This is a genomic window from Fibrobacter sp., assembly GCA_024398965.1.
Classification (GTDB): Bacteria; Fibrobacterota; Fibrobacteria; order Fibrobacterales; family Fibrobacteraceae; genus Fibrobacter.
In genome coordinates this window covers 35,775-59,800 of sequence record JAKSIF010000009.1, presented here as the reverse complement: position 1 = coordinate 59,800, position 24,026 = coordinate 35,775, and the positions used below count along the sequence as shown (strand labels likewise).

Genomic DNA, 24,026 nt, shown 5'->3' with positions numbered 1-24,026 from the left:
TTTATTGTGATGCAGTTGGCAGACCGCATTTCAATATTAATCAAAGGATTTCTTCTTTCATGACCGCCAGAAGGCTTTTACGGAACTACCGGCCTAGCCGGTAGTTTTCAGTTATACAAAAAAGGCTCCCCGAAGGGAGCCTTTCTTTAATTACCAAGCACCAAATTTCATGTGAATGTCATTTCCATCAGCCTGCACATAAACTGTACATTGTTCAGGAATGTCGTCAAGGGGAGTCCAATTATTGCAAGGTATCGTTTTAGTCTTTATCTCGTTTCGACAATTCTGATACTTGATATTCTTGGGCGTTCCACTCCAGCATCCGATAGTCAATTTTGACGTAGTCTTATTGACGGAGACAACTTGTCCCGATGCTAAATTAAACATTTGTCTATCAGCATAACCAGAACGTTCAATCTGATCAGATTCCAAAGCAAAGCTTACCTTGGAAGCGAGATTTTCTGTTCCGACTGTAATGGTACCGCAATCCACATAGGGTTGATCCTTAAGACTCATGGAAACATGATATTCTCCATTGGTAGCAGGAACTGTATACCCCTTGTATGTAATGATATTTGCACCTTCAGAAACATTAGTTACGTTAAAATCAGTCAAAATCTTAGAATACCCATTAGGCCCAGTAATTCTCAACCTACGATTAGCAACGTCCCTGTGAGCGTTGGTTACCCCAGTAATCGTTACAGATGTGTTTCCCTTGACAAATCGAGAAGACTCATCAATTTGACAAGTATAGGTTACAGGTTCAATTGTCACTTTCTGAACACAGCCTGTTGGGGTAGCATATTCCCCAGTAGGTTGAGAAGCCCTTGAGCCCACACCATAAAGGAGTGTGAATTCATGTGTCTTGTATTTGCTTTCTGGTGTAGTCAACCCACCCATTGGATCGTAGGCGTTCTTTGCAAATACCCCTGAATTTGAGGATACATTGCCATCGTCAGAGAAATAGATTCCATCTCTATAGAAGCCTCTTTTGGAACTAGTTCCGTAATTAGATAAGGTAACGGAATACGATGGTCTTCCAACATTTCTTCCGTCATCCACGTATGTTACGTCTGGAGCATTACAATTTGATATCGCCATTGAACTTACATTGAATGTGCCGCAGCTTTCGTATGGTTGATTGTAAAAACTTACACTCACTTCATAGGTTCCAGGGTCATGGGGAGCTTTATAACCATTATAGGTAAATGTATTTGCGCCTTCAGTTACATTTACCACATTAAAAGGATTAGCACCTGATGTAAAAGTATAACCATCAGGTCCTGTCACTTTATAATATCTGTTAGCCACATCTTTATGAGCGTTAGTTGTTCCCGAGAAAATAATATTCTTGCCACCCGTTGCAACCTTAGAGTCCTCTGCAACAGAACAAGATATCTTCACCGGTTCCACAACAACATCTACATAGCAGTTTCCATCACCGATAACACCGGAATGCTCGTTTGTCGCACTTCTTCCATTGGTTCCATAAAGGAATTCGTACTTACCGCTACCATTGGGGATAAAGGTCTTTGTAAAAGCATTGGATGTTTTATAGGGTTCAATATTCGAATTTTCAACATTCCCGGCGGTGTTTTTAAAGATACCTCCGTTTTTGTAGAGAGATGTACGTAACGTTGTTAAGGATCCCTCGAAAGAAGCCCCTAACTTAGGTTTACTTGCCTGGAAATTTCTTCCGTCATTCACATAAACAACCTCATGCTTATCCCGAGTTGCAGGATCATCCAGATAGTTAACCGCATCTGTTCCTACCCAAGTACAGTTAGACTTAAGAGGGTTCACATGAATGTACTGGCTACAAGACTTGGTCATCCAATTGGACATCGCAGAGCTTACTGTTAGGGAAATATCTTGATCGCTTTCTTCCATGGGGAGTGTTGCCGGAGAACTTGCGAGAGTTGTCATGCCCACACATTCCGGAGTATCCCCTTCCAAACCATCAATGCTACTTGTAATGTAGGCATCCTTACACTTGGTTACATTTGCAGTCAAGATAACCGTTTCGCCGGCATTGAACACAGCCTTCTTAGCAGCATCTTTAGCGTCAACGCCATTTACACGGCAGTTATCCAAACCAAACGCATTGGGACAAGATGCCTTCAGGTTACCTACATGAACGAAGGCTGCTGTTCCAGTTTCCGAAATATCGCCGTTAAAGGACTCTGCACGAATATCCGTTTCACCAGCACCGGCTTCGTTTCGATTAACAAGCCTAAAGAAGATTTTCGACACGCGTTCAACATCGAAATCAGGGGTGACACCCTTATACCATTCAGAAGTCATGCTTCCCGTAGAGTATCTACGGAATACATTTTGTCCATTGGCATCCAGCCACCAGGCAAGACCTTCCTGGCAACAGTTGTAATGTTTCCCATCAACTTCCACATCACTGCAATGAGCCGGATCAAAAGACTGGTTTGGTCTACTAATGGAATAACATTCTGCGGGGATTCCATAAGCACCTGGTACGGTTCCGACAGTTATAGGCTGATAACCGCCATAACCATCATCCCCACCCACATACAGAGCTCTATTTTCTTCGGTTGCCTTACCGTAATTGGTTTCAATATTCATAACGGGGCTGTTATTCCCCAAATTATCTTGCAGCCAATACTGCACGGTATCCATATTCCAGCTTTGAATAAAATCAAAACTAAGATCTGCATCACGGAGGTTCAGGTAGGGAGTCCCAAGTTTACTTCTTAGCTTTAGATACAAGGTATCAACACCAGACTCGTTAGGCAAACCCTTTTGAGAAGGATCAGGATTATGCCAGGCACCTTCCACATTAAAGCCAAGTTTTAGAAGTTTCGGGAAATTCGTTCCAGCCAAATTAACATTTCTTTGCAGTCTCGGATAGTTATAAGTCACCCCGTCTAGTTCCTTGACCCCAAGAGTTGTTGTAGTGCTATAATAGGAGGCATCCTTTAAGTACCAGTTCTTGGCATATTCACAGCTACCTTCGCCACATGTAATGGTCATATTGAGGTCACTAATGTTTGTCGCAGTGCTGGCTTCATCAACTGATGTGTTTGGCGAAACACTCACAGACACCTTGTTATCCGCAAAAGCGTATGTTCTGTCAATGGAGGATATCCTTGATTCATTCAGATCGATATAATCAAAGTTATCGCTTTTTGACGCAACTTCTCTTTGAAGGAATATGTTGTATGTTTCCGTACAAGAATTTTCAATTGACGGATCATAGGTAGAGAAAGCATTGCAAGCTCCCGTGACATGTTCCTCTGTACGGGTTGCGCCATCAATGCCATCACGGACAACACGACAATTTGCAGAAACCGCAAGTTCACCATAAGAATAGTTACGGACTTCACTAAGGGTTCCATACCAGGGATTTCCATTCAAAGTAAACGAATAATCACAATCACACTCGGCACCATCGGGGCAGTAGTCATACACATAGTACACAGGCATTTTGGTCTTATTTACTGGGGCCACATTATTTTCAAATCCACAGTAGATCTGAGGACGCATATTCAACTTTGTATCGCAGTTACCGCCAGAACGCCATTCAATATTATAAACCTGCTCATAGGGATCATGCATAGAGAATCCAACATAAACTGCAGAATCCTGAGCGCCATTCACATTGTGCTTAAATTTGTACATGGGGGTTTCTTCTTCCTTGTATCCCAAGGATTTTTTAAACCCGAAGAGTTCGGGGTCGTTTAGGTTAAATGACGCCCTGGAATACACCATGTAAGAGCTGATACCAACGCCAGCAACATTGGAAATGTCTGAAGAATAAGCCAGAGTGACAAATGCCGTATCTTCATCTAAGTCAACCTTAAGTTCAAGGACTCGATCTTTCAATTCAGAGAATGGAATATTCGTAACAACAGGGGCTACTGCACAGTGCCCTAAATTGTCAGTACCACCATCAATGTTCCAAAAATCCTTAAAACCTTTTCCCGGATTTGAATTCGAGTAATCGTTGTATGGTTTTTTTCCTGTTTCACGGAATCGAGAGGCTAGGTTTACAGCAGACCCCCAACCGCGGCTATATTCACCGCTTGTCGGAGGATCGTAGGGACTATAGGCTGGGCATGTTTCATTTGTACAATAACATACGAGAATATGGCTACCACGGGTTTCGTTTGCGGAAACACCCTGGTTCTTATACTTTTCAATTTGGTCACCAGCAATTACTGTAGCGTGGTAGAAGGATGTGGCAGACGGGTTAGACCTAAATATAAATGTATTGCCACTACCCCAAGAATACGATGCTGTATTCGTCATAATCTTAAAAATTTTGCTATAGGTACCATTGTACCCAGCCGCAGCTTTGCGCATAACAACATCAGGAGTCGTTGTATTATGACCAGTTGTCATATATCCCTGGTCTCTGTTGACAAAAGGAGCCGTATTCCATTGGGAGCCTATATCTTGACCGATAATCGGTCCCGATTTCACATTCTGGGACATATGTACTCCCAAGACTCGCATCCAGGGAGAATAGGGATCGTCAGGGCGGTAATAGCCGCCCCTAACTCTAGGCATGTCTAATGGAGCAGGTCCCTTACATTCATCAATAATACAGTGTTTTGGATCCGTTTCCGGATCACAGTCTCTAATTGCCGGGTCGGAGGCGTTCTTTCCAACAGCACAAGCATAATGTTTGTTTGAAGCTTTTGGAGAAGGATATTCTCTTTCTCCGGGGTCCCAATAGCTCCAGTAATCCTTATTCTGATCTTCCTTATAAGCAGCAGTTTCATTCTCGGGAATATCCTTGTTCCCCGTAACAGAACAGATGGTAGGATAGAATCGAAATTTTGCATCGGGAACACCAGTTTCCTTATTACCCGTATACCGATAATTCTTTGTAGTCACACACTGGTCTATGCAATAAGCAGTTGACCCATCCAGCTGTGGACCTCTTGCATAATCGTGAACAGTAGCCTCTACGGCATTGAACGTTCCAGACCCATCTAAATTTTTTAAATAACCATTAATTGAACCTTTATCAACCCACCCGCCTTTACCATTCTTTAACCAAAGTTCTTCTCCACCTGCGTAAGCCACCGGGGTCACATCATAACTACAGTAACTGTGTAGATGCTTGAAATCTTCAGTAAAGCAATAACCTGTTCTCGTGAAATTTGCCCTGACCTTAGTATCTTCCTTCATGACTACCACAAGTTCTCTCTTGATTCCCTTATGGTAGTACCATTTAGTCTTGGTACAGGTAGCGTTACTGTTGCAATATACACTATAGTGGCTGAAGTTTGTGGAAGAAGCTAACAGATGGTAGGTACCGCCTGCATAAGTGGTAAATTTACATTGGCCAGCTCCTCCTGTACGGCAGACGCCAAGTTCCTTGCCATATTCATCGATAACAGCAACTTCATATTCCGTGTCATCTACATTGGTCCGACTTTCCTTATGCCAAGTATTCACTGTATCTGTAGTCACACGACCCTTAATGCCGCTAACATCAATGGTCAAGGTCAAGGGGCGAGCTTTAAGACTTGCGTAAACATAAGTCATAATTTTTCCGCCAGCAACTTGAGGATGATTCGTCTGAACAACTTCGCACAGATCCTCGTCATAACCAGCTGCAGTCATGTTGTCAACGGTCTCGCCAGCATTGCAAAGCCACGGGCCAATGGAGGGACTTTGGCGTTTCTTACAACCACCAGGATTACTTTCTATGGTGCGAGCACTCCATACCTCTTCTCCAATCATGCCTCCATCTATATCTTTACAATCAGGTATTTTATTCAAAGAATCCTTGACTTGAGCGTCCAAGGTCATATCCTGAGAAATTTCTTCTCTTTGCACATTAGGCTCAGGACCTGAGAAAATATAAAGCAAATTGCTAGGAGAACCTACAAAAACAAGGTCTTCTGCATTGTCGTCGACCATCTGGAACTGGACGAATCCCGTCACGTTTTCGCAGTCATTCATGGTCATGGTAAACAAATCAGGAATACTTGTAGCCTTGGGAACATTAAATTCATAGGTTGTGGTATAACCTTCTGCCCCCTTGGAGGACAAGTAGGAACTATTTGCGGAAATACCAATACCACTTCCTGTTGTATTGTACACAAGAACCTTTAGCTTTCCCTCATTTCCACTGTTAGCAATATTTACCGCAATTTGTTTCGTTTCGCCACCTTCAGAACATTCAAATTCATCTGAGGCAGAAGGGAAAGAAACCACGGTACTTGAAGATTCGTCAACGACCCAAACCCAGAAATAAGAAGATAACTGAACTCCGTCAACATATTCCTTATATAAGCAAGTATGCAAACCAGTTTTGGTAAAGGGGTCTGATTTTCCGATGGAGGCTCCAGCTTCCACTTTATTTCCTACATAGCAACTGACATCACCCGCGAAGGTTCCCTCATCCGAGGGATTTTTTGCACCGCCCAAGTACAATACGGAATACTGGTAAGATCCATTTTCGTAAAGTTTCTTGTCCTTGGCCAGGTAAATCAAGCGAGGCATTACGATTAAGGACGGATTCAGTTCGCTGTATTCAAAAGACTCCGTATTCGCATACTGAGATGCAAGATTTATTTTTACACGAGGGCCATAGGAAATCCACTGGTTGTCATAACCATCTGATGCTCCAGAGCTTTCTTCACCAGAGCCACTGCCAGGAGTAGATGAACCCGTTGACGGAGTACACACTTCACCATAAGCGCAGATGATACCAGCATCAATCATGTCCTGCATTAGTTCAGGGTCAAAATTGAGTTTTCCACCACCATCCATTTGACTGATTTTAGCGCAATTGCCATCACCTACTGCGGCATAGAACGATCCGTTCCAATCCTTTGATGTTGTTAACTTTTTGACACTCTTTTCCAAATAGAAGAAGTAGTTCCAAGGACCTGTGCTTCCCCCCTGCCAAATTTCAGAAGTACTACCTTCCTTCATATAGACAAATACATAGCTGTCATCCGTAGTTTCGGGCATATAAATATTGTAATTTACCTGAGTCTCAAAAAGGAAAATAAACTTTCCCTTTAGCTTGCCTTTGACACTTCCCAGTATTTTGGCAGCTCCGTCTTCGCTTCCCCCAGCAAAGCGGACAACCATATATTCATTATAAAGGTTAGCCCTGTTGCTGTCGGCGTCATTTAATTGATTTGTGTAGCAGGAACTCATTGCAGAAGCATCGAATTCAGTAGTGCTGGAATTTAGCACATTCTGGGTGCACTTCGCCTTATTTGCAAAAGATTTGAATTGATCATAACCAGCTGACAGCAAGTCGTCGATCTTATACTTGCTTCCATCGCATCCCCCAGCCTTTTTCTCCCATTTAGAATCACAGTATTCCTTGACAGATTCTGCACATTCAAACGGAGCCGTTGCAGGAATGGATTTGGTTACATTTCCATCGCTAGAGAATTTTGTCTGCCCAGAGACATTTCCTTCGTAATCATACAGTGTATATGTTGTTGGACAGTTACTAAGTCTATATTTTTGACGATCAGAATTTTTACATACATTTGCCGTGGCAACATATACGTCTTTACCAGGTCCTCCAAGATAGCGGCTGCCCGCTCTTTTATCAGCTTCATCACTCCAATCTTCAAAAGGCTGAAGGGCGTTCGTACCCGAAGGTATATACACGTTACCCACAGCCATAAACTTCTTGCTCGTGCTTGTTCCAAAATCAATTTTTCCTCTATTGGTTAAGCAAAGATTTCCGCCTACAACAAAATTGTGACTTTGCAAATTCAGTCCCATAGTTCCATTCAACGTCATGTTCTTGGCAATTGTATCAGACTTTGCACCTACACTATAAGAGCAACTGGAACCTCCAGGCCATGACCAACAAGATTTTTCAAAAACATCCCCTTCGAAATAGGCATTTCCCCTTGCTGAAATATCCATGTTAACAGACTTTCCACCCACATAGATATCATTGACAATAGAACCGTTCTGGGTATTCATGTCCCCGCCAATACAGGCTGTTTTCCCGATTTCAATTTTATTACCACTTAATGAGACATTTCCTGTAACAATGAAATCCTCATCAAGTTCGCCAGGGTTTCCGCTCCAGTTTCCATTGATTAACATGGCGGTTCCCTTATGTTCGCCCTGGAAAGTGGTGGAACCTCCAAAATAGGAGTAATTATATGGCACAGACGCCTTAGAAATCTTAACAGGGACTTTCACCTTATACAAACCGTTTACTCCAAGAATCGCCACTTGGGAATAAACTGAATTATGTCGTCCCTTGCCCACAGAGACAATCTTCAACTTTACATCCGATGCATTGCTTGCGTCAACATTCGTCAAGTATACAGAATACCCCTGCTGCATTTTTGATGTTAACGGAGTCAGCATAGAATCTAGGAGAATGGGTGTTTTTTCTCGTTCAAACTGTGTGACTAAAGCTGCAGTTTCTTGCCCATTATAGGCAAGCCAGGACCTTGCCGCATTTATACCAGCTTGAGACGCCTGATAAGCCTCATTCTGCTTGAGTTGAGAAGCGCTTGCCCGGTTCTGGGCCTGAATCCATTTAAAAACGGCCGTAGCAGCAATTGTTGCTACCAACATAAACAAAAGAACTGTGATAAGGGCAACGCCTTTATTTTTCTGCAATTTCATACTAACCTTCCGTTCCGTTGTTTGGTGTCAGAATGATATTTTCAACATGAGAAACTTCTTTATTCACAGACACATCCATTACTAGTTTAAATGCCTTCACTTCGTTTTTGTTTTCTGAAGACGAAGCTCCATAAGCCGCAGTCCCTACACTCTGGTTGAATACATACTCGGAAGCATTTCGTTTAAATATCGTTATATTTGAAATAGAAAAGTTTCCTTTGTAGACCTCTGGTGAGTACAACGCAATTGTTATGGCAAGGCAGGCGTTATCCACTCTTGTGGGCACACTAAACTCAGCATATCGAGCCGCTTCAGCTCCCGAAATAGACTGCGTAGGATAAGTCATAAAATCATTAATGCCAGGAATCAAAGTTCCTTCTGGAGTTCTAAATCCAATGCCAATATGATCTACTCCTGCTTGGAAATCACACATGTAATTTGGGGAACTCGTTCTGCAACTAGAGGAAATATTCATGGAAACGGCATACGTAGAGAACGCGTCAAAAGTAAATGTCTTACAGCTATTCCATGCATCAGTGCTCAACGTTGGACTACCGCCTTCAAGCAAATAAAGTTGAGAAGCAATTCTTGTCCCACTATTGCCATCGTTAGTCTGTAACCCTCTTACATCAACAGATGTCTCCTCCGCATTCGGAGTTAGAACGGGCATCAGATAGTAAGTTGAACTAGTACTAACCGTACGAGGCGCAAGGGTAAAACCAGTCCCCAGAGCAAACACATCTTCTCTTCCAGATTCTCCATCTTCTAGACGAACTCCAGGCCACAGTTTAAACGATCGTACCTTGTTCGACATCAAGACCGGATCCGAATCGCTAGAATGGCACTCTGCAGGATCCGCGCTAGACGGCCAAAGAGTCTTACAACCTCTATATAACCCCTTGTTTGGAACAAACATCCAACTTACTCGCTGTACATATTGTGCACTGCCAGACTCATCATAGACAATTTTGTTGAAGACAATCGTATCACGATCCTTACTCAAGGAAAATGATGATTTATCCGTTTCCGAAGCGGCGTCAATGTATGCGGCAGACTGAACGACGGCCCCATCCGTTTCAAAGGATGTCTTTGCCCCCATCTGATTCAAGTCCTCTCGAAGAATTCCAGCAACATCCTGAGCCTCAGCGTGTCCTTTCAGCATACCTTCGGTACGAATGCGGAATTTCGTGCTGTTAGAAAAAGCTTCGCCAGCAATTACAACAATAATGCCAATCAAGCCCATATAGACCAACAGTTCTATCAGGGTAAAACCGTTCTTTGAAGTTTTACTACTCATCGTAATACCCCCGATACATTTATGGACTGGGTAGTTCCCTTAAATTGCCAGGCTACGTTGACATCAATTTTCTTGGCAAATACATTGTCAATTGTTTCAAATTTTGATGACTCAGTACTGTGGAACAAATCGTCTCCACTCACTTTGACTGTAACATCATAATCCACTTTTATTGTGTAGGGCACCAAACCTGGCTGACCCTCCCATGACCTTGAACGCTGCAACTTTATTTCGTTGTCGTCACCAACACCCCTTAGGCTGCTAATTCCAATTGCTGAAAGCGAATCCATCACGTCCCTTGCAACATCAACGGCTCCGTCACGAGAACGAATTCGCAACAGAGCAAGACGATTGCTTTCCTGCAACTGCAAAAGCGCAGTAAGCAAGAACCCCAGGACAAGGGATGCAATCAGGATTTCTGTAATCCCAATACCACGTTTATTTCCAAACACCAGCTTGCTCATAGTTCACTCCAACCAATGCTGCTTTCATCTGCACCAAAGCCCCAAAACGAAACAACAGCACGTTCAGAGGGAGATTTAGCAACAGCCGCATACAAGTCTGTCGAACCGTACTGAATTAAATAGAATCCCTCTCCAGAGCACTCCGTAGAGGACGAGCACACTCCACGGAAGGGGCTATAACCGATGCGATGCTTAACAATAGCTTCTGCAGAATTCGAGGAAAGAACGGTAACTGCATTATTGGGAGATTTTCCTGATGAAACAAATTTCAAGGCAGCCTCTAAGGTAATCTTGTCTATAACGCCACCCTGCACATCGCATCCTGTACCAGCATCATCGGCTTTGTATGCAGCCAGTGTTTTTCCATCAACAATCTTTAAGCACATTGCCTTGTTTTGTTGTGTAGACAAAGCTCCAATGCTATTTATGAAAGCAGCTACGTTTCTTGCGGCATCCTTAGTTCTTGCGTTGATTACAGCTTGATTCAAGCCGGCATACCCCATAGACGACAAAACGCCTATGATGATCACAACCACTAGGACTTCAATAAGCGTATAACCTTTTTTGTACAGCCTTTTCAAGATTTCTCTCCACGCAACAAAGGGACCTCCGACATCGGAAGCCTTCACATTCATTGTCAATATAACTAAAACGGCATGCCGTCTTAGCCATACCTCACTCTATAATATATATATAAACGGGTCAAAACGTAAACGGCAGTTTACATTTCACAATCAACTACTGCACATTTGTTTATTTCAAATTTTAAAAACGGATTCCCATCTGGATAGACAGAGCGAAACCGGTGGTTCTTCATATACGAGCGTTGCCTTACAATACTAGCGGTGTGCAAGGGCACGCACAATAATCTGTCACCTGCATAATTTTGCGCATAATATTCAGTTTGGCGGTCCAAGTACATCAAATATCATTTTTAGACCGCCATTTTCACAGAAGTGTGGCGGTCCATTTGATTAAAAGCATTCTCTTGGACCGTCTTTTGGTTCGTTTTGCTATCTGAAATCCAAAAAAACGGTCTTAATCAAGGCAAAATGGCGGTCCAAATCTAAATTATAAGGATATTAGACCGCCTCTTTGCCAAATCGCTAAAAAAGCGGCGGTCCAAACCTCAATAAACAGTTATCATGACCGCCAGAAGGCTTTTACGGAACTACCGGCGTTGCCGGTAGTTTTCTGATATACAGAAAAGGCGCGGCCCGTAGACAGCGCCTTTTCTTTGAAGTTTCTAGACCTTAGTCTTCGAAGGTATACTTCTTGGACCTGAGGTTTTCATCGCTTGCGTCAGAGGTAATGACCTTGCCGTTAACGATAGCGTAGGGCAGCACGTAGTAACCTCCGCAGGAAACAGCCAGATTTCTGTAGAGTCCCTCCCCCGCGGCAATTACGTCGTCAAGGTGGCAGGAAACAACATGGCACCTTCCGTAACAAAGGTGAACATCAAGTAAGCTGAACCGCTTTGATTCAGAAAAAGACCTCGCGAGGTAACCCGCAAGGCCTTTTAAGATTTGATTTTCACCGGAGTTTCTCCGAACAAAGTTCGGATAAAACTGCAGCGCAGAAACAACCGCTACTTAAATAGCGTCAATGATCTTGTTGAATGCATCCACCGGGCGCATCCACTTCTTGAGGAGATCTGCCTTGGGGAAGTAGTAACCACCGATGTCTACCGGCTGGCCCTGAGCAGCGGTAAGGGCACCGACGATTTCCTTTTCACCAGCGGCAAGAGCTGCGGCAACGGGCTTGAACTTTGCAGCCAGTTCAGTGTCGGCAGTCTGTGCGGCAAGGGCTTCGGCCCAGTACATGGCCAGGTAGAAATGGGAACCGCGGTTATCCAGGTCGCCGATCTTGCGGGCCGGAGTACGGTTGTTTTCAAGAATGCGACCGTTGGCTTCGTCCAATGTATCTGCCAGAACCTTGGCCTTCTTGTTGCCGGTAGTAGAGGCAATCTGTTCAAAGGACGGCACCAGAGCGAAGTATTCGCCCAGGGAATCCCAGCGCAGGTAGTTTTCAGCGAGGAACTGCTGAACGTGCTTGGGAGCGGAGCCACCTGCACCTGTTTCGAACATGCCGCCACCTGCCATGAGAGGCACGATGGAGTACATCTTGGCGGAAGTACCCACTTCCAAGATCGGGAACAAGTCAGTGAGATAGTCACGCATCACGTTACCGGTAACGCTGATGGTATCGAGGCCAGCCTTGGCGCGGGTCAGGGATTCGGTAATGGCGGACTTGGGATCCATAATCTTGATGTCGAGACCGGTGAGGTCGTGATCCTTCAGGTAGAGTTCCACCTTCTTCTGGATTTCGCGGTCATGACCACGTTCAGGATCCAGCCAGAAAATAGCGGGAGTGTTAGAAACGCGGGCGCGGTTTACAGCCAGCTTGACCCAGTCCTTGATGGGAGCGTCCTTGGCCTGGCACATACGGAAGATGTCGCCAGATTCAACATCCTGGGAAAGAAGAACTTCGCCCTTGCTGTTCACGGCACGGATGACGCCCTTGCCCTTTGCAATGAAGGTCTTGTCGTGGGAGCCGTATTCTTCAGCACCCTGAGCCATAAGGCCAACGTTAGAGGTAGAACCCATGGTGGTGGGGTCGAACGCACCGTTCTTCTTATGGAAATCGATGGTAGCTTCGTAGATGCCAGCGTAGCTGCGGTCCGGAATGCAAGCCTTCACTTCCTGGAGCTTGCCTTCCTTGTTCCACATGCAGCCGGAGTTACGGATCATGGCCGGCATGGAGGCGTCGATAATCACGTCGCTGGGGACGTTCAGGTTGGTGATACCCTTGTCGGAATCCACCATGGCGATAGCCGGGCCGTTAGCCAGGGCAGCGTCGATGGCAGCCTTGACTTCAGCTCCCTTCGGGTTGCCTTCCAGGCGCTTGAGCAGGTCGCCCAGACCGTTATTTTCGTTAACGCCGATTTCCTTGAACAGGTCGGCATACTTGGTGAATACATCCTTGAAGAACACGCGGACAAAGGCACCGAACATGACGGGGTCGGAAACCTTCATCATGGTAGCCTTCAGGTGCACAGAGAAGAGTACGCCCTTTGCCTTGGCGTCAGCCATCTGTTCGGCGATGAACTTTTCGAGAGCAGCCATACGCATAACGGTTGCATCCAGGATTTCGCCAGCGAGAGTGGGCTTTGCAGCACGAAGTTCAGTGACGGAACCGTCGGCAGCAACAAATTCAATCTTGAAGGAGTCTGCTTCAGAAATTGTAATAGACTTTTCATTTCCGTAAAAGTCATCCGCAGTCATGTAAGAAACGTGGGTCTTGCTGTCGGCAGACCAGGCACCCATCTTGTGGGGATTCTTCTTGGCGTAGTTCTTAACAGCCTTGGGAGCGCGACGGTCAGAGTTACCCTGACGGAGCACCGGGTTCACAGCAGAGCCCTTCACCTTGTCGTACTTGGCGCGAATTTCCTTTTCTTCTTCAGTAGAAGGTTCATCGGGATATTCCGGAACATCGAAGCCGTTCTTCTGGAGTTCTGCAATGGCAGCCTTTAGCTGCGGGAGGGATGCCGAAATATTGGGAAGCTTGATGATATTGGCGCTTGCGTCCAATGCCAGCTTGCCCAAGAAACCAAGATCGTCTTCAGCCATGCCAAAAACAGCGAGAATTCGGCCTGCCAGGGAGATATTCTTGGTATCCACATCGATGTCGGCAGTCTTTGCGAAAGCCTTGACAATGGGAAGAAGGGATTGGGTTGCGAGGAACGGGGCCTCGTCGGTAATGGTGTAGTAGATCTTCGGATTCATAAAGCACCTATGTTAAAATTTCACTATCCAAAGTTAGCAAAAAGCGAGCCAATCTCAATTCCTATAATAAAAATGACATTCTCGTTATTACGATTTTCTTCAACCTACATAATTTGAAACACTTTTTACATTTTTCGCTACATATGGATAAATTGACAAGGGGAAATGCTGTTTTTATTGAAAAAATGGGGATTTTACAGTTTAGATTTAGATTGGGGAGACTGTTGTCTATAGACAACTTTTCCTTGGAGTGAAAGCGCCCTTTTAGACTTTTTTGCATAGATTATAATTTGGAAGAGTTTATAATGGTGTATGGTGAAAAAAGGATGTATGTTATGAAGATGAACAAGTTGCTGGCATTAGCAAGTCTCGCTACAGTTTCCGCAACGACTGCGTTTGGCGCTACTTACGAGCCGCCATCCACTGCGGTTTCAAAAATCAATAGTTACCGCGGTTATTCTGAACTAACGAAAGCCGCAGGCTCCATGGATTTGGACCAGTACGCCTACAACATGACCACCTGGCAGATCAGCAATGGCGGTTTTTATAAGGCTATGGCCAGCAAGTATGTGAATCCTTATACTAGTGGCAACAAGTCCGAATGGCGTTCTGCCAGCGGCGGCGACTTGGCCACCATCGATAATGATGCCACCGTGCAGGAAATGCGACTGTTGGCAGTGCGCTACAAGGAAACGACCAACAGCACCTATAAAACAGCATTCAAGAATAGCTTCAACAAGGCTGTAAATTTCCTTTTGACCATGCAGCGTTCCACGGGTGGCCTGCCCCAGGTTTGGCCTAAGCGAGGTAACTACAGCGATCATATTACGCTGAACGACAACGCCATGATTCGCGCCATGGTGACCATGATGGATATCGCCAACAAGACGTCACCCTTCGATAGCGACATTATCGACGACGCCACCCGCGCCAAAATGAGCGGTGCCATGGACAAGGCCATCAATTATCTGCTGAAGGCTCAGATCGTGAACAACGGCGTTCCCACCGTATGGTGCGCCCAGCACGACACCGCCAATTACGCACCCCGCCCGGCACGCGCCTACGAACTGGAAAGCAAGTCCGGCAGCGAATCCGCAGGCGTCGTCTGGTTCCTGATGAACTGGCCTAATCAGACTCCCGAAATTCAGCTGGCAGTCAAGAGTGCCATCAACTGGTACAAGAAAACCAAGGTTACCGGACTTTACTTTAACAAGAGCGCAGGAACATTCGACAAGAGAGATGGTAGCGTTCTGTGGTATCGTTTTTACGAAGTGAACAACGACAACTACTTCTTCTGCGACCGCGATGGAGCCAGCACCAAGACACAGGACTTTACCAAGATTTCCGAGGAACGTCGCACCGGTTACCAGTGGGCTGGCGAATACGGTACTGCTCTGATTAACACAGAAGCAGCCTACCTGGCCGCCATCGAAAAACTAGACGATGATTACGTTCCGCCTCCTCCCCCGCCGCCTCCTGTAGCCATGTGCGGAAGCGATAGCTGTTCCTTCGTCATTGACGGTGCAAATTCCGTGGACATCAAAGGCATAAAGGCTGAAACGACAAACACCGGATTTATCGGCGACGGATACGCCAACGTCGATAACGCCGTGGGAAGCTACGTAACTTATGGCGTTACTGCCACAGAAGCTGGCAAGTACACCCTTTACGTTCGCTACGCCAACGGCGGCAGCGCTGCACGAGGTTTCAGCATTTCTGCTGGCGAAAAAGTTCTGGTGGAATCTGCCAGCATGGACGCCACTGGTGGCTGGACCACCTGGAAAACCGCAGCGGTTGAAGTGGAACTTCCCAAGGGTTACAGCGAACTGACCTTCACCAGCCTCACCAAGGACGGCATGGCAAATATCGATGCTATCGGCTGGATGAGTTCTTCATTGAAAGCTGGTAAAATTGACTTGCCTCAGGAATCCGAAAGTAGTTCAAGCAAGGTTGACGAACCCTCTAGTTCAAATTCTTCCATAGAATCTTCTGAGTCCAGTGATCCTACCGCTATTTCTGTAGCAGTTTCCCAAACCATGAAAATTTCCGTCATCGGAAACACCTTATTCCTAGGATCAATTCCAGGTGGAGATTTCCAGATTGTCATCCACGACATCCAGGGCAACATGATCAAGAACTTCCTTTCAAGGGAAACCTCTGTCAACCTGAATCAACTGAATGCAGGACGTTACTTGATTACAGTAAGACAGGGAAACAGAATTCTTGCAAGAACTTCAGCTAGAATTTCCAAATAGGGGTGACGAAAATGAACAAGACTCGTTTACTGATTTCCGCCTTTCTTGCTGCAGGTTTTGTTACAGACGCCTTTGGCATTACCAAGAAAAAGTTTGACTTTGTAGTTGGCGTTGATGGTGACTTCAAGGCGGCAGTCGCTGCCGCCGCCGCGGCAAAGCCTACGGAAAACAACCGCTTTGTCATGTTCTTCCCTGATGGAGAATACGACATTACGAAACTTACCGGAGACACCCACGGCAAGAGCACTTTTTCCACCTCCTTCGTTTCCCTGATTGGACAGACCCGCGATAAGGCCATCATTGCCAACAAGACGGATACCGAAGGCATCAGCCTTACGGCAACGCTGTACTTCCCTAACAACAACGGGATGTACATGCAGGATCTGACCATTCAGAACAAGAGTTCCTACGCCACGTCTTCTGCGGCTCGCCAGGTGACCATCCAGCATAAGGGAGACAAGTACATCTTTAAGAACGTGCGTTTGCTCAGCGGGCAGGACACATACTACACCAACGGAACAGGCCGCGTTTACTGGGAAGGCGGCGAAATTCAGGGAACCGTGGACTTTATCTGTGGCGATGGCGACGTATGGTTTGAAGGCACCAACCTGGTCATGACCCGTAATGGAGGCTACATTACCGCAGCCAAGACTTCTACTAGCTGGGGCTACGTCTTTAACAATTCAAAGATCAACGTTTCTAACGGGAGCTACAACGGAACATTCTATTTAGGGCGTTCCTGGGGGCACGCAAAAACCGTATTCCTGAACACCACCATGTACGCCCAGCCCAAGGCAGAAGGCTGGGGCCCGGATATGAATTCCGGCCCGGATGTTTTCGGTGAATACAACAGTAAAAATGGCAATGGCGGCGCAATTGACGTCAGTAGGCGTAAGACCTCTTTTGATGGAGGCAAGGATGCCTCCACGGCGAAGTCCCTAAAGACGGTATGGAACGCAAGTGATGCCAGCAAGTATACCTTAGCCAACGTTCTTGGCGGTTCCGACAAGTGGGAACCGAACAAACTAACAGTTCAGATGGGCGCGCCCAAAATTTCTCAGGATGGAGCAGACATTGTCTGGGCAGACGATGAAAACGCATTGAACTGGGTTGTTTTTGTAAACGGCAAATACCACGCCAACGTTATCCAGAACAGCATTGATGTGGGTAATCTCGCCCCCGGTTCCAAAGTTACCGTACGTGCCGCCAATTCCATGGGTGGCCTAGGCGCCACTTCCAATGAAATTGCCGTCGTAGAAAGCAACGTTACATACTACAACGTGAAAATCAATAACGCTATGGGCGGTTCCATCGTAACCAGCTTGAGCGGCAACAAGGTGGCCGAAGGCAAGACAGTCTCCTTTACAGCCAAGGCTAACGACGGCTGGAAATTCTCGGGTTGGACAGGCGCCAGCGCCTCAGCCATAGACGCTTCTAACGCTACTGCAGAAATCAAGGCAACAGGCGACATCGAACTTACCGCCAACTTCACAGGAGCAGGCACAGGCGTATTCCAGGCAGAAGACGGCGCCATTGAAAACGCCGTCTACGAAAGTTCCAACGCAGGCTTTGCAGGATCCGGCTACGTCAACTTCGGCGCTGGCGCAGCCTCCTTCGTCAACATCCCGGTATACGTTGACGCCGCCGGCGAGTACACCATGGAAATGTTCTACGCCAACGGCAGCTCCGCAGCAAGATCCCTAGCGTTCAAGTGCCTCGGTAACGAAGCCGGCGAAGGAGCCGGCGACGCAACGGAAAAATCCTTCGACAAGACAGGCGCCTGGACCACCTATCCGTCAATGGAAGCAACAATCACGCTCCCCCGCGGCAAGAGCTACATCCAGTTCGCCACCGTAGGCGGTAACGACGGTCCCAACCTGGACCAGATCAAGCTCACCCCCCTGAATGTGGAAAAAATCGAGAATCCCGGAGATACTTCAGACGAGCCCATCATTACAGATCCTGAAAATCCAGGCGACAGCGTGACAACTATTCTAGCCCAAAAGAAACTTGCAACCTCTACCGGCATGAACGTGCAATTCTTTAACCTGCAGGGCAAGCTGATGTCTACTACGCAAGGCAAGCTTCCCGCTGGAATCTACCTAATGAAAGTTTCTGCCCCGGGATACAAGAAGCAAAGTGTCGTAAGGATCAAGTAATCCAAGGTTACATTCGCTATAACGTTTCCTAAGCGTCAACATCTTTTCAAGGTCGCGGGATAAATATCCTGCGACTTTTTGTATATTTCGTTTCGTATGTTAGGAATTGTCCAAAAGAAAGGTGACGACAACAATCTGTGCGGGCGCATGATTGCCTACGCTAGGATTTTACCCGCCCCCGAGGGAGATAGCAGTATCACCCCCTTTGAAGACATGATCAAGAACGGTCTCCTGACCCTGGAAGGCGACTTCCGCAGTTTTTCACCTAAGGTGCCTAGCCGCAAGGCCATGAACGACGCCGTCGACGACAAGTTGAACAACCTGCTAGAAACCATGCAGGAAGATGGTGTTGAACTTCCCGAGAATCTGGATGTGGACGCCATGCGCGAACGCCTTCATGAACTGTCCAACATGGAAGTCATTCCCATTCCAGCAAGAATCGGAAACTTCACTAACGAAGAAGACATCCTGAACGAGGACGCCGACATCTACTACATTGGCGAGTTCATTGGGGCAAACCAGGCTCACTACTGCCTAACGACTTTGCCCATCTATTACCAGGCCATGTACCGCGAACAGTCCAAGCGCAAGGAAATGGACGTTCTCAACGAAATGCTTTCCCAGTTCGAGGCCGGCGATTTCGTAGACAACGATGACTTGCAGAACGACAGCGAGCTATTCCCCGAAGGATTGACCTTGAACACCTTCATGGGCGATCTCGGAAACCTGCTTAACACTAGAGTGATCCCCTTCCTTCTGGCCTTGGAGTCCAACGCCGAATACAAGGTTCAAATCAAGCGATTCTACGACTTCATGAAGGGCTACCCCGCCCAGGAAGACGTTAAGCTTATCGACCTTTCCCTGCAGGAGCTCCGCGAAAAAAGGGATTCTGCAGATGCCCGCAAACTCCTGGAACTTGGCTGCAAAAAGATCAACGCCCTTTACAACGAAGATCCCCACCTCGCCCAGGAAATCGGACAGGAAATAGCCAAGTTCACCAACAGGAACAACTAAGCGATTTTCTTTAGAGAATATTTCTAACGATTCTCTTGACTTTAGAACAAAAAAGACCGACTCCTTCGAGCCGGTCTTTTTGAATCTTATTCGCAATGACTATGAACTAGTTCCAGCTAGCTTCGCAGGTAGCGGCGGCAGAAAGTTCAAGATCAAGGGTCGTATTACACCAACTAACGTCGATGCCTTCGAAATTCAAGTAATAACTACCAGTAAAGGTCTTACCCTTAGCAGTAGCAGTCAGAGGGCCGTTTGCGTTGCACGAAATACGACATGCAGTCAAGCTGCTTCCACCAGATACAACCACTGCATACGTGCCAGCAGCCTCAAACACAACCTTATCCTGACTTGCCTTGATTTCATATTCAGCACCTTCAGTAACCTTCACAGGTGCACAAGTCACGTCAATAACAGTGTTATCGCTATTACCCACCTTCAACTTGGGAGCATATGCCGGAGTTGCTGCAGTAAAAGTCTTCGAGAAAGAAGCTTCTCCTGCAGTACCATCCCAGTTATATGTCAGCGGTTCGGAGGCTGTTTTACAACCTGTTACTGTCCACACAGCACTGGGCTCTGAAGTAAAATCATGAGTTGGTGCAGCAGGAGCGCATTCACAACCGGTAATCGGGTCGCCGTTCACCTGCAGCGGAGTGCAAGTAATGGTTTCGACACTGGTACCGACAGCCACAGTCACCTTGGCGCCGTAAGAACCAGAGTTTGCGTAGGAAACCGGAGTAGAGTTAAGCTTACCAGTAGCAGCTTCGCTAGGAGTAGAAGCGCCTTCGAATTCCCATGTAAAGTTACCCTTCATCAACTGGGTAACAGACACGCCTGCCGGATTAGTGGCATTCAGCTTGAAAGCCCAACCGGTAGAACCACCCTTTTCAATGGTAGCGGTTGCAGGAGCACAAGAGCCCAGACCAGTAACAGTCTGTGACGGAGTGCCTTCGGAGCCACTGGAAGTCGGATCAACAATAATCGGGCCTACAGAAGAAGAAGACACGTTGTTGTTGATAACAATGGAGGAAGAAGACACCGGAACTACCGGAGTCTGGCCCTGGTTACCCGGACCCGGTTCTTCAGTAACGGAAGAAGAGCTGACGACATCACCACTCTTATCGGGGTCGGCAGCGTTAATGCGAGCTTCGCAACCAGCGGGGTCAACATCAATCTTGCATGCCTCGCGTGCAGAAGCAAAGGCTTCTTTCATGAAGGAACTTGCTGCTTCAGCATCATCCTTCGGATAAAGATTCATAATAACAGTATCGTCAAAAGTCGGCTCATTGATTTCGCCGCTACCACAGGCCCAGAAGGCGCCTGCCACGACAATACCAGAAAGTCCAGCTAAAATTTTCTTGTTCATAAAAAAACCTCTTTGGGTTAATTTAACTTATTCTCTTCAAAAAAGTTGCTTTTTTTTCCTTTTTACTAGTCCTGATGCCCCTCATCCACCGAAATCTTACGCTGTCCGGTGATAAACTGGTGCACATATGGGTTACTAGTGTTCTTAATTTCGTCTACCGTACCCACTTCAATGATACGTCCGTTGTAAAGCATAGCTATACGGTCGGCCACCTTGAAAGCACTTACCATGTCATGGGTCACCACTACGGAGGTTACCCCAAGCTTACTCTGCATATCCAGAATCAAATCGTTAATCACGTCGCTGGTAATGGGGTCAAGACCAGTTGTAGGTTCGTCGTAGAGCAAAATTTCGGGATTCAAGGCAATGGCTCGAGCAAGAGCAACGCGCTTACGCATACCGCCGGACAACTCAGAGGGCATCTTGGTTCTGAACTCCGGAACCAGGTTAATCATCTGGAGCTTTTCCGTCACTACATCCTGGATTGCCTTTTCGGACATTTCGGGATGATGTTCACGCAGGGCAAAGGCAATGTTCTCGCCAGTGTTCATTGAGTCGAACAGGGCGCCCATCTGGAACAGCATACCCATTTTACGACGGATGGTATGGGTGTCGAAAAACTTCGGGGTACTGATGGTAACGCCGTCCACAGTCACTTCACCACCATCCGGCTGCAAAAGCCCAATCATGTGCTTAAGAATAACGGACTTGCCGCCACCGGACTTACCGATAATCACCATGGTTTCGCCACGGCGGATATCCAGATTCACATCGCAAAGGACGTTCTGGGGACCAAAGGACTTCTTAAGCCCCTTGAGGCGGATGGCAATATCATTCGGGTCGATCTTTACGTTTGGCATAGCTTACCTAGAAGAATAGAACTGCGTCTACCACAAAGTCAGAAATCAAAATCATCAAGCAACTGGAAACCACCACGCTCATGGTAGCAACACCAACGCCCTTAGCGCCAGCCTTTGCATTAATGCCATGGTAATATCCCAACAAGAAAATCAATGTACCAAAAACAAAGGACTTGAGCACGCCAGACCAAAGATCCATGGGATCAAACAGGTACTGCATGCCAGTTACATAGGTATACGTCGTAATGTCCAGGCCAAGAACGCAGACGATCCAGCCCCCGATAATAGCCAGGGCATTGGAAATAATGGTCAAGCAAGGAATCATGGTAATGAAGGCGACAAAGCGGGGCAACGCTAGATAACGATAGGGTTCCAGGCCCAACACCGTATAGGCGGCCAGCTCTTCCTTTTCCTTCATGGACCCAAGTTCTGCTGCAATGGCACTGCCAACTCGACCGGACAGCACGATAGCCGTAAGCAGGGGGCCAAGTTCAATCAGCACCATCTTACATGCAGCGGTACCAACAAACTTGTCTGCAACCAGGTTATGGAATTCGAACTCGGCGCAAACCGTAGCCACCATGCCGGTAAAAATGGATGTCACAAAGAGCAGGGGCAGAGATGACACGCCGATAGAAATCATCTGCTTAACAATAAGGTCCGGATTCTTGTGGATATAGCGCAGCTGCTTAAGGGTGCTCAGCAAAATGCAAACCACTTCGCCAATGTTGGAAATACCGGTGACAATGATTTCACCGATCCAAGCAAATGGGCGTAAGAAGAAAGACATAACTTAAAACTCCTTAAAAGTCTGCAAAATCCGCGGGGCCCATATCAGCACCACCGTCGTAGGCATAGGCTTCACCTTCCCCACCCTCACCCTCCGGTGCTGCGTCATAGAAGGTTGTGTATTCCGGAATGAAGGTCATGGAAATGTCCTTCACAGAACCATTACGATGCTTTGCAACAATCAGTTCAGCAGAGTTACGGTCTTCATCCCTGTGGGTCTGCACGAACTTACGTTCTACAAACCACACCATGTCGGCGTCCTGTTCGATAGAACCAGATTCACGAAGGTCGGAAAGCTGCGGGCGCTCACGGCCCTTTTCTTCCACCTTACGGGAAAGCTGAGCCAGGGCAATAACAGGAATCTGCATTTCCTTGGCCAGAATCTTAAGACCACGGGAAATCGCACCGATGGCCACGGCTCGGTTTTCTTCCTTACCGGTTTTCATCAACTGCAGGTAGTCAATAATCAAAAGGTCCAGCTTTCCCTTACGCTTAAGCTGGCGAGCCTTGCTCATCAGTTCCATAATGCCAAGGTCGGCATTGTCATCTACGTATAACGGAGCCTGGCTAATGGGGGTTACGGCAGCAATGATTCGTTTCTTTTCCTCGGAATTCAGGCGACCATTGCGAAGCCTACTCTGGTCGATCTGGGCCTGGGAACTCAGCAGACGCTGAGCCAACTGGACACCATCCATTTCCAAGCTAAAGAAGGCCACATTCTGGTTAAAGTTGATAGCCGCATTGGCAGCAATGGTCAAGGCGAAAGAAGTCTTACCCACACCAGGACGAGCAGCCAAAATAATCAGGTCGGACTTTTGCAAGCCGTTGGTCAGTTCATCCAATTCCGTAATGCCGGTACGGATACCGGTAATGCCATCCTTGCGGTTATTCAAACGCTCCAACAAGGGATTCACAAACTGGTTGATTGGCTTGAGGGAGTCGCGAACCTGGTCATCGGCAATGGCGAAAATATCCCTTTCTGCATCTTGCAGGACTTCGTCGGGAGCCGCAGCAGAATCCATCGCATTCTTGATGATGGACGAAGACATCTTGATCAGCTTTCGAAGCGATGCCTTTTTGCGAAGTAGCTCGATATGCCAACTGGTATTCGCAGACGACGCCACGGATTCCATCAACTCGAACAAGTATTCTCGTCCTCCCACCAGGGTCAACTTGCCCATGGACTCCAGTTCGGAGGCAAGGGTTACCAAGTCAATGGGAGTTACCGACCTATTTAGGTTACAAAGGGCGGTCCACACCAGCTGGTGTTTCTCCAAATAGAAGAAGGATTCATCCTTGATGACCATGATGGCTTCGCCCATGACCTCAGGATCTCGCAAAATGCTGCCAAGCAAGCAACGCTCGGCATCAAGGTCCATAGGGACCTGACGACCTTCATACGTATTCTGATTATCGAAATCTGCCATATA

The 24,026-nt window shown here is 46.8% G+C and carries 12 protein-coding genes; 3 read left to right on the top strand and 9 right to left on the bottom strand.

Annotated elements, in window-relative coordinates; translation table 11 throughout:
- Nucleotides 1-150 precede the first annotated feature (150 nt).
- From MJZ26_05865 to MJZ26_05845, 5 genes are all read right to left on the bottom strand, one after another.
- On the bottom strand, nucleotides 151-8,610 hold the full coding sequence (locus MJZ26_05865) for a hypothetical protein (protein MCQ2105300.1): 8,460 nt from the start codon (nucleotides 8,608-8,610) through the stop codon (nucleotides 151-153).
- A gap of 1 nt (nucleotide 8,611) precedes the next feature.
- Nucleotides 8,612-9,907, bottom strand: a complete 1,296-nt coding sequence (locus MJZ26_05860) for a prepilin-type N-terminal cleavage/methylation domain-containing protein (GenBank protein ID MCQ2105299.1) — start codon at nucleotides 9,905-9,907, stop codon at nucleotides 8,612-8,614.
- Entirely contained in the window at nucleotides 9,904-10,371 is a 468-nt protein-coding gene (locus MJZ26_05855) for a type II secretion system protein (GenBank protein ID MCQ2105298.1), read from the bottom strand. The genes MJZ26_05860 and MJZ26_05855 overlap by 4 nt, the downstream gene beginning before the upstream one ends.
- On the bottom strand, nucleotides 10,368-10,859 hold the full coding sequence (locus MJZ26_05850; protein ID MCQ2105297.1) for a hypothetical protein: 492 nt from the start codon (nucleotides 10,857-10,859) through the stop codon (nucleotides 10,368-10,370). Before MJZ26_05850 ends, MJZ26_05855 begins: the two co-directional genes overlap by 4 nt.
- 1,104 nt (nucleotides 10,860-11,963) lie before the next feature.
- Nucleotides 11,964-14,156: an NADP-dependent isocitrate dehydrogenase gene (locus tag MJZ26_05845; protein ID MCQ2105296.1), complete on the bottom strand. Its 2,193-nt coding sequence runs from the start codon at nucleotides 14,154-14,156 to the stop codon at nucleotides 11,964-11,966.
- Between the two features lie 335 nt (nucleotides 14,157-14,491).
- On the opposite strand from MJZ26_05845, the gene pelA reads away from it, so the two are divergent.
- The 3 genes from pelA (at nucleotide 14,492) to MJZ26_05830 (ending at nucleotide 19,584) form a co-directional block, all read left to right on the top strand.
- On the top strand, nucleotides 14,492-16,411 hold the full coding sequence (gene pelA / locus MJZ26_05840) for a pectate lyase (GenBank protein MCQ2105295.1): 1,920 nt from the start codon (nucleotides 14,492-14,494) through the stop codon (nucleotides 16,409-16,411).
- A gap of 11 nt (nucleotides 16,412-16,422) precedes the next feature.
- Entirely contained in the window at nucleotides 16,423-18,570 is a 2,148-nt protein-coding gene (locus MJZ26_05835; protein ID MCQ2105294.1) for a pectinesterase family protein, read from the top strand.
- Nucleotides 18,571-18,717: 147 nt separating this feature from the next.
- Nucleotides 18,718-19,584, top strand: a complete 867-nt coding sequence (locus MJZ26_05830; protein ID MCQ2105293.1) for a hypothetical protein — start codon at nucleotides 18,718-18,720, stop codon at nucleotides 19,582-19,584.
- Between the two features lie 106 nt (nucleotides 19,585-19,690).
- Here the strand turns inward: MJZ26_05830 and MJZ26_05825 are convergent, their stop codons facing one another.
- From MJZ26_05825 to dnaB, 4 genes are all read right to left on the bottom strand, one after another.
- Entirely contained in the window at nucleotides 19,691-20,947 is a 1,257-nt protein-coding gene (locus MJZ26_05825) for a hypothetical protein (GenBank protein MCQ2105292.1), read from the bottom strand.
- A 65-nt stretch (nucleotides 20,948-21,012) separates the two neighbouring features.
- The gene (locus MJZ26_05820) at nucleotides 21,013-21,807 is read right to left on the bottom strand and encodes an ABC transporter ATP-binding protein (GenBank protein MCQ2105291.1); all 795 of its coding nucleotides are present in this window, start codon (nucleotides 21,805-21,807) and stop codon (nucleotides 21,013-21,015) included.
- 7 nt (nucleotides 21,808-21,814) lie between these two features.
- Nucleotides 21,815-22,597: an ABC transporter permease gene (locus MJZ26_05815; GenBank protein MCQ2105290.1), complete on the bottom strand. Its 783-nt coding sequence runs from the start codon at nucleotides 22,595-22,597 to the stop codon at nucleotides 21,815-21,817.
- A 13-nt stretch (nucleotides 22,598-22,610) separates the two neighbouring features.
- On the bottom strand, nucleotides 22,611-24,023 hold the full coding sequence (gene dnaB / locus MJZ26_05810; GenBank protein ID MCQ2105289.1) for a replicative DNA helicase: 1,413 nt from the start codon (nucleotides 24,021-24,023) through the stop codon (nucleotides 22,611-22,613).
- Nucleotides 24,024-24,026: the final 3 nt, after the last annotated feature.

Coding starts and splice junctions, on each gene's coding strand:
- pelA (MCQ2105295.1), top strand. CDS start 14,492: ATGAAGATGAACAAGTTGCTGGCATTAGCAAGTCTCGCTACAGTTTCC.
- MJZ26_05830 (MCQ2105293.1), top strand. CDS start 18,718: ATGATTGCCTACGCTAGGATTTTACCCGCCCCCGAGGGAGATAGCAGT.
- MJZ26_05860 (MCQ2105299.1), bottom strand. CDS start 9,907: ATGAGTAGTAAAACTTCAAAGAACGGTTTTACCCTGATAGAACTGTTG.
- dnaB (MCQ2105289.1), bottom strand. CDS start 24,023: ATGGCAGATTTCGATAATCAGAATACGTATGAAGGTCGTCAGGTCCCT.
- MJZ26_05865 (MCQ2105300.1), bottom strand. CDS start 8,610: ATGAAATTGCAGAAAAATAAAGGCGTTGCCCTTATCACAGTTCTTTTG.
- MJZ26_05825 (MCQ2105292.1), bottom strand. CDS start 20,947: ATGAACAAGAAAATTTTAGCTGGACTTTCTGGTATTGTCGTGGCAGGC.
- MJZ26_05845 (MCQ2105296.1), bottom strand. CDS start 14,156: ATGAATCCGAAGATCTACTACACCATTACCGACGAGGCCCCGTTCCTC.
- MJZ26_05820 (MCQ2105291.1), bottom strand. CDS start 21,807: ATGCCAAACGTAAAGATCGACCCGAATGATATTGCCATCCGCCTCAAG.
- MJZ26_05815 (MCQ2105290.1), bottom strand. CDS start 22,597: ATGTCTTTCTTCTTACGCCCATTTGCTTGGATCGGTGAAATCATTGTC.
- MJZ26_05835 (MCQ2105294.1), top strand. CDS start 16,423: ATGAACAAGACTCGTTTACTGATTTCCGCCTTTCTTGCTGCAGGTTTT.
- MJZ26_05855 (MCQ2105298.1), bottom strand. CDS start 10,371: ATGAGCAAGCTGGTGTTTGGAAATAAACGTGGTATTGGGATTACAGAA.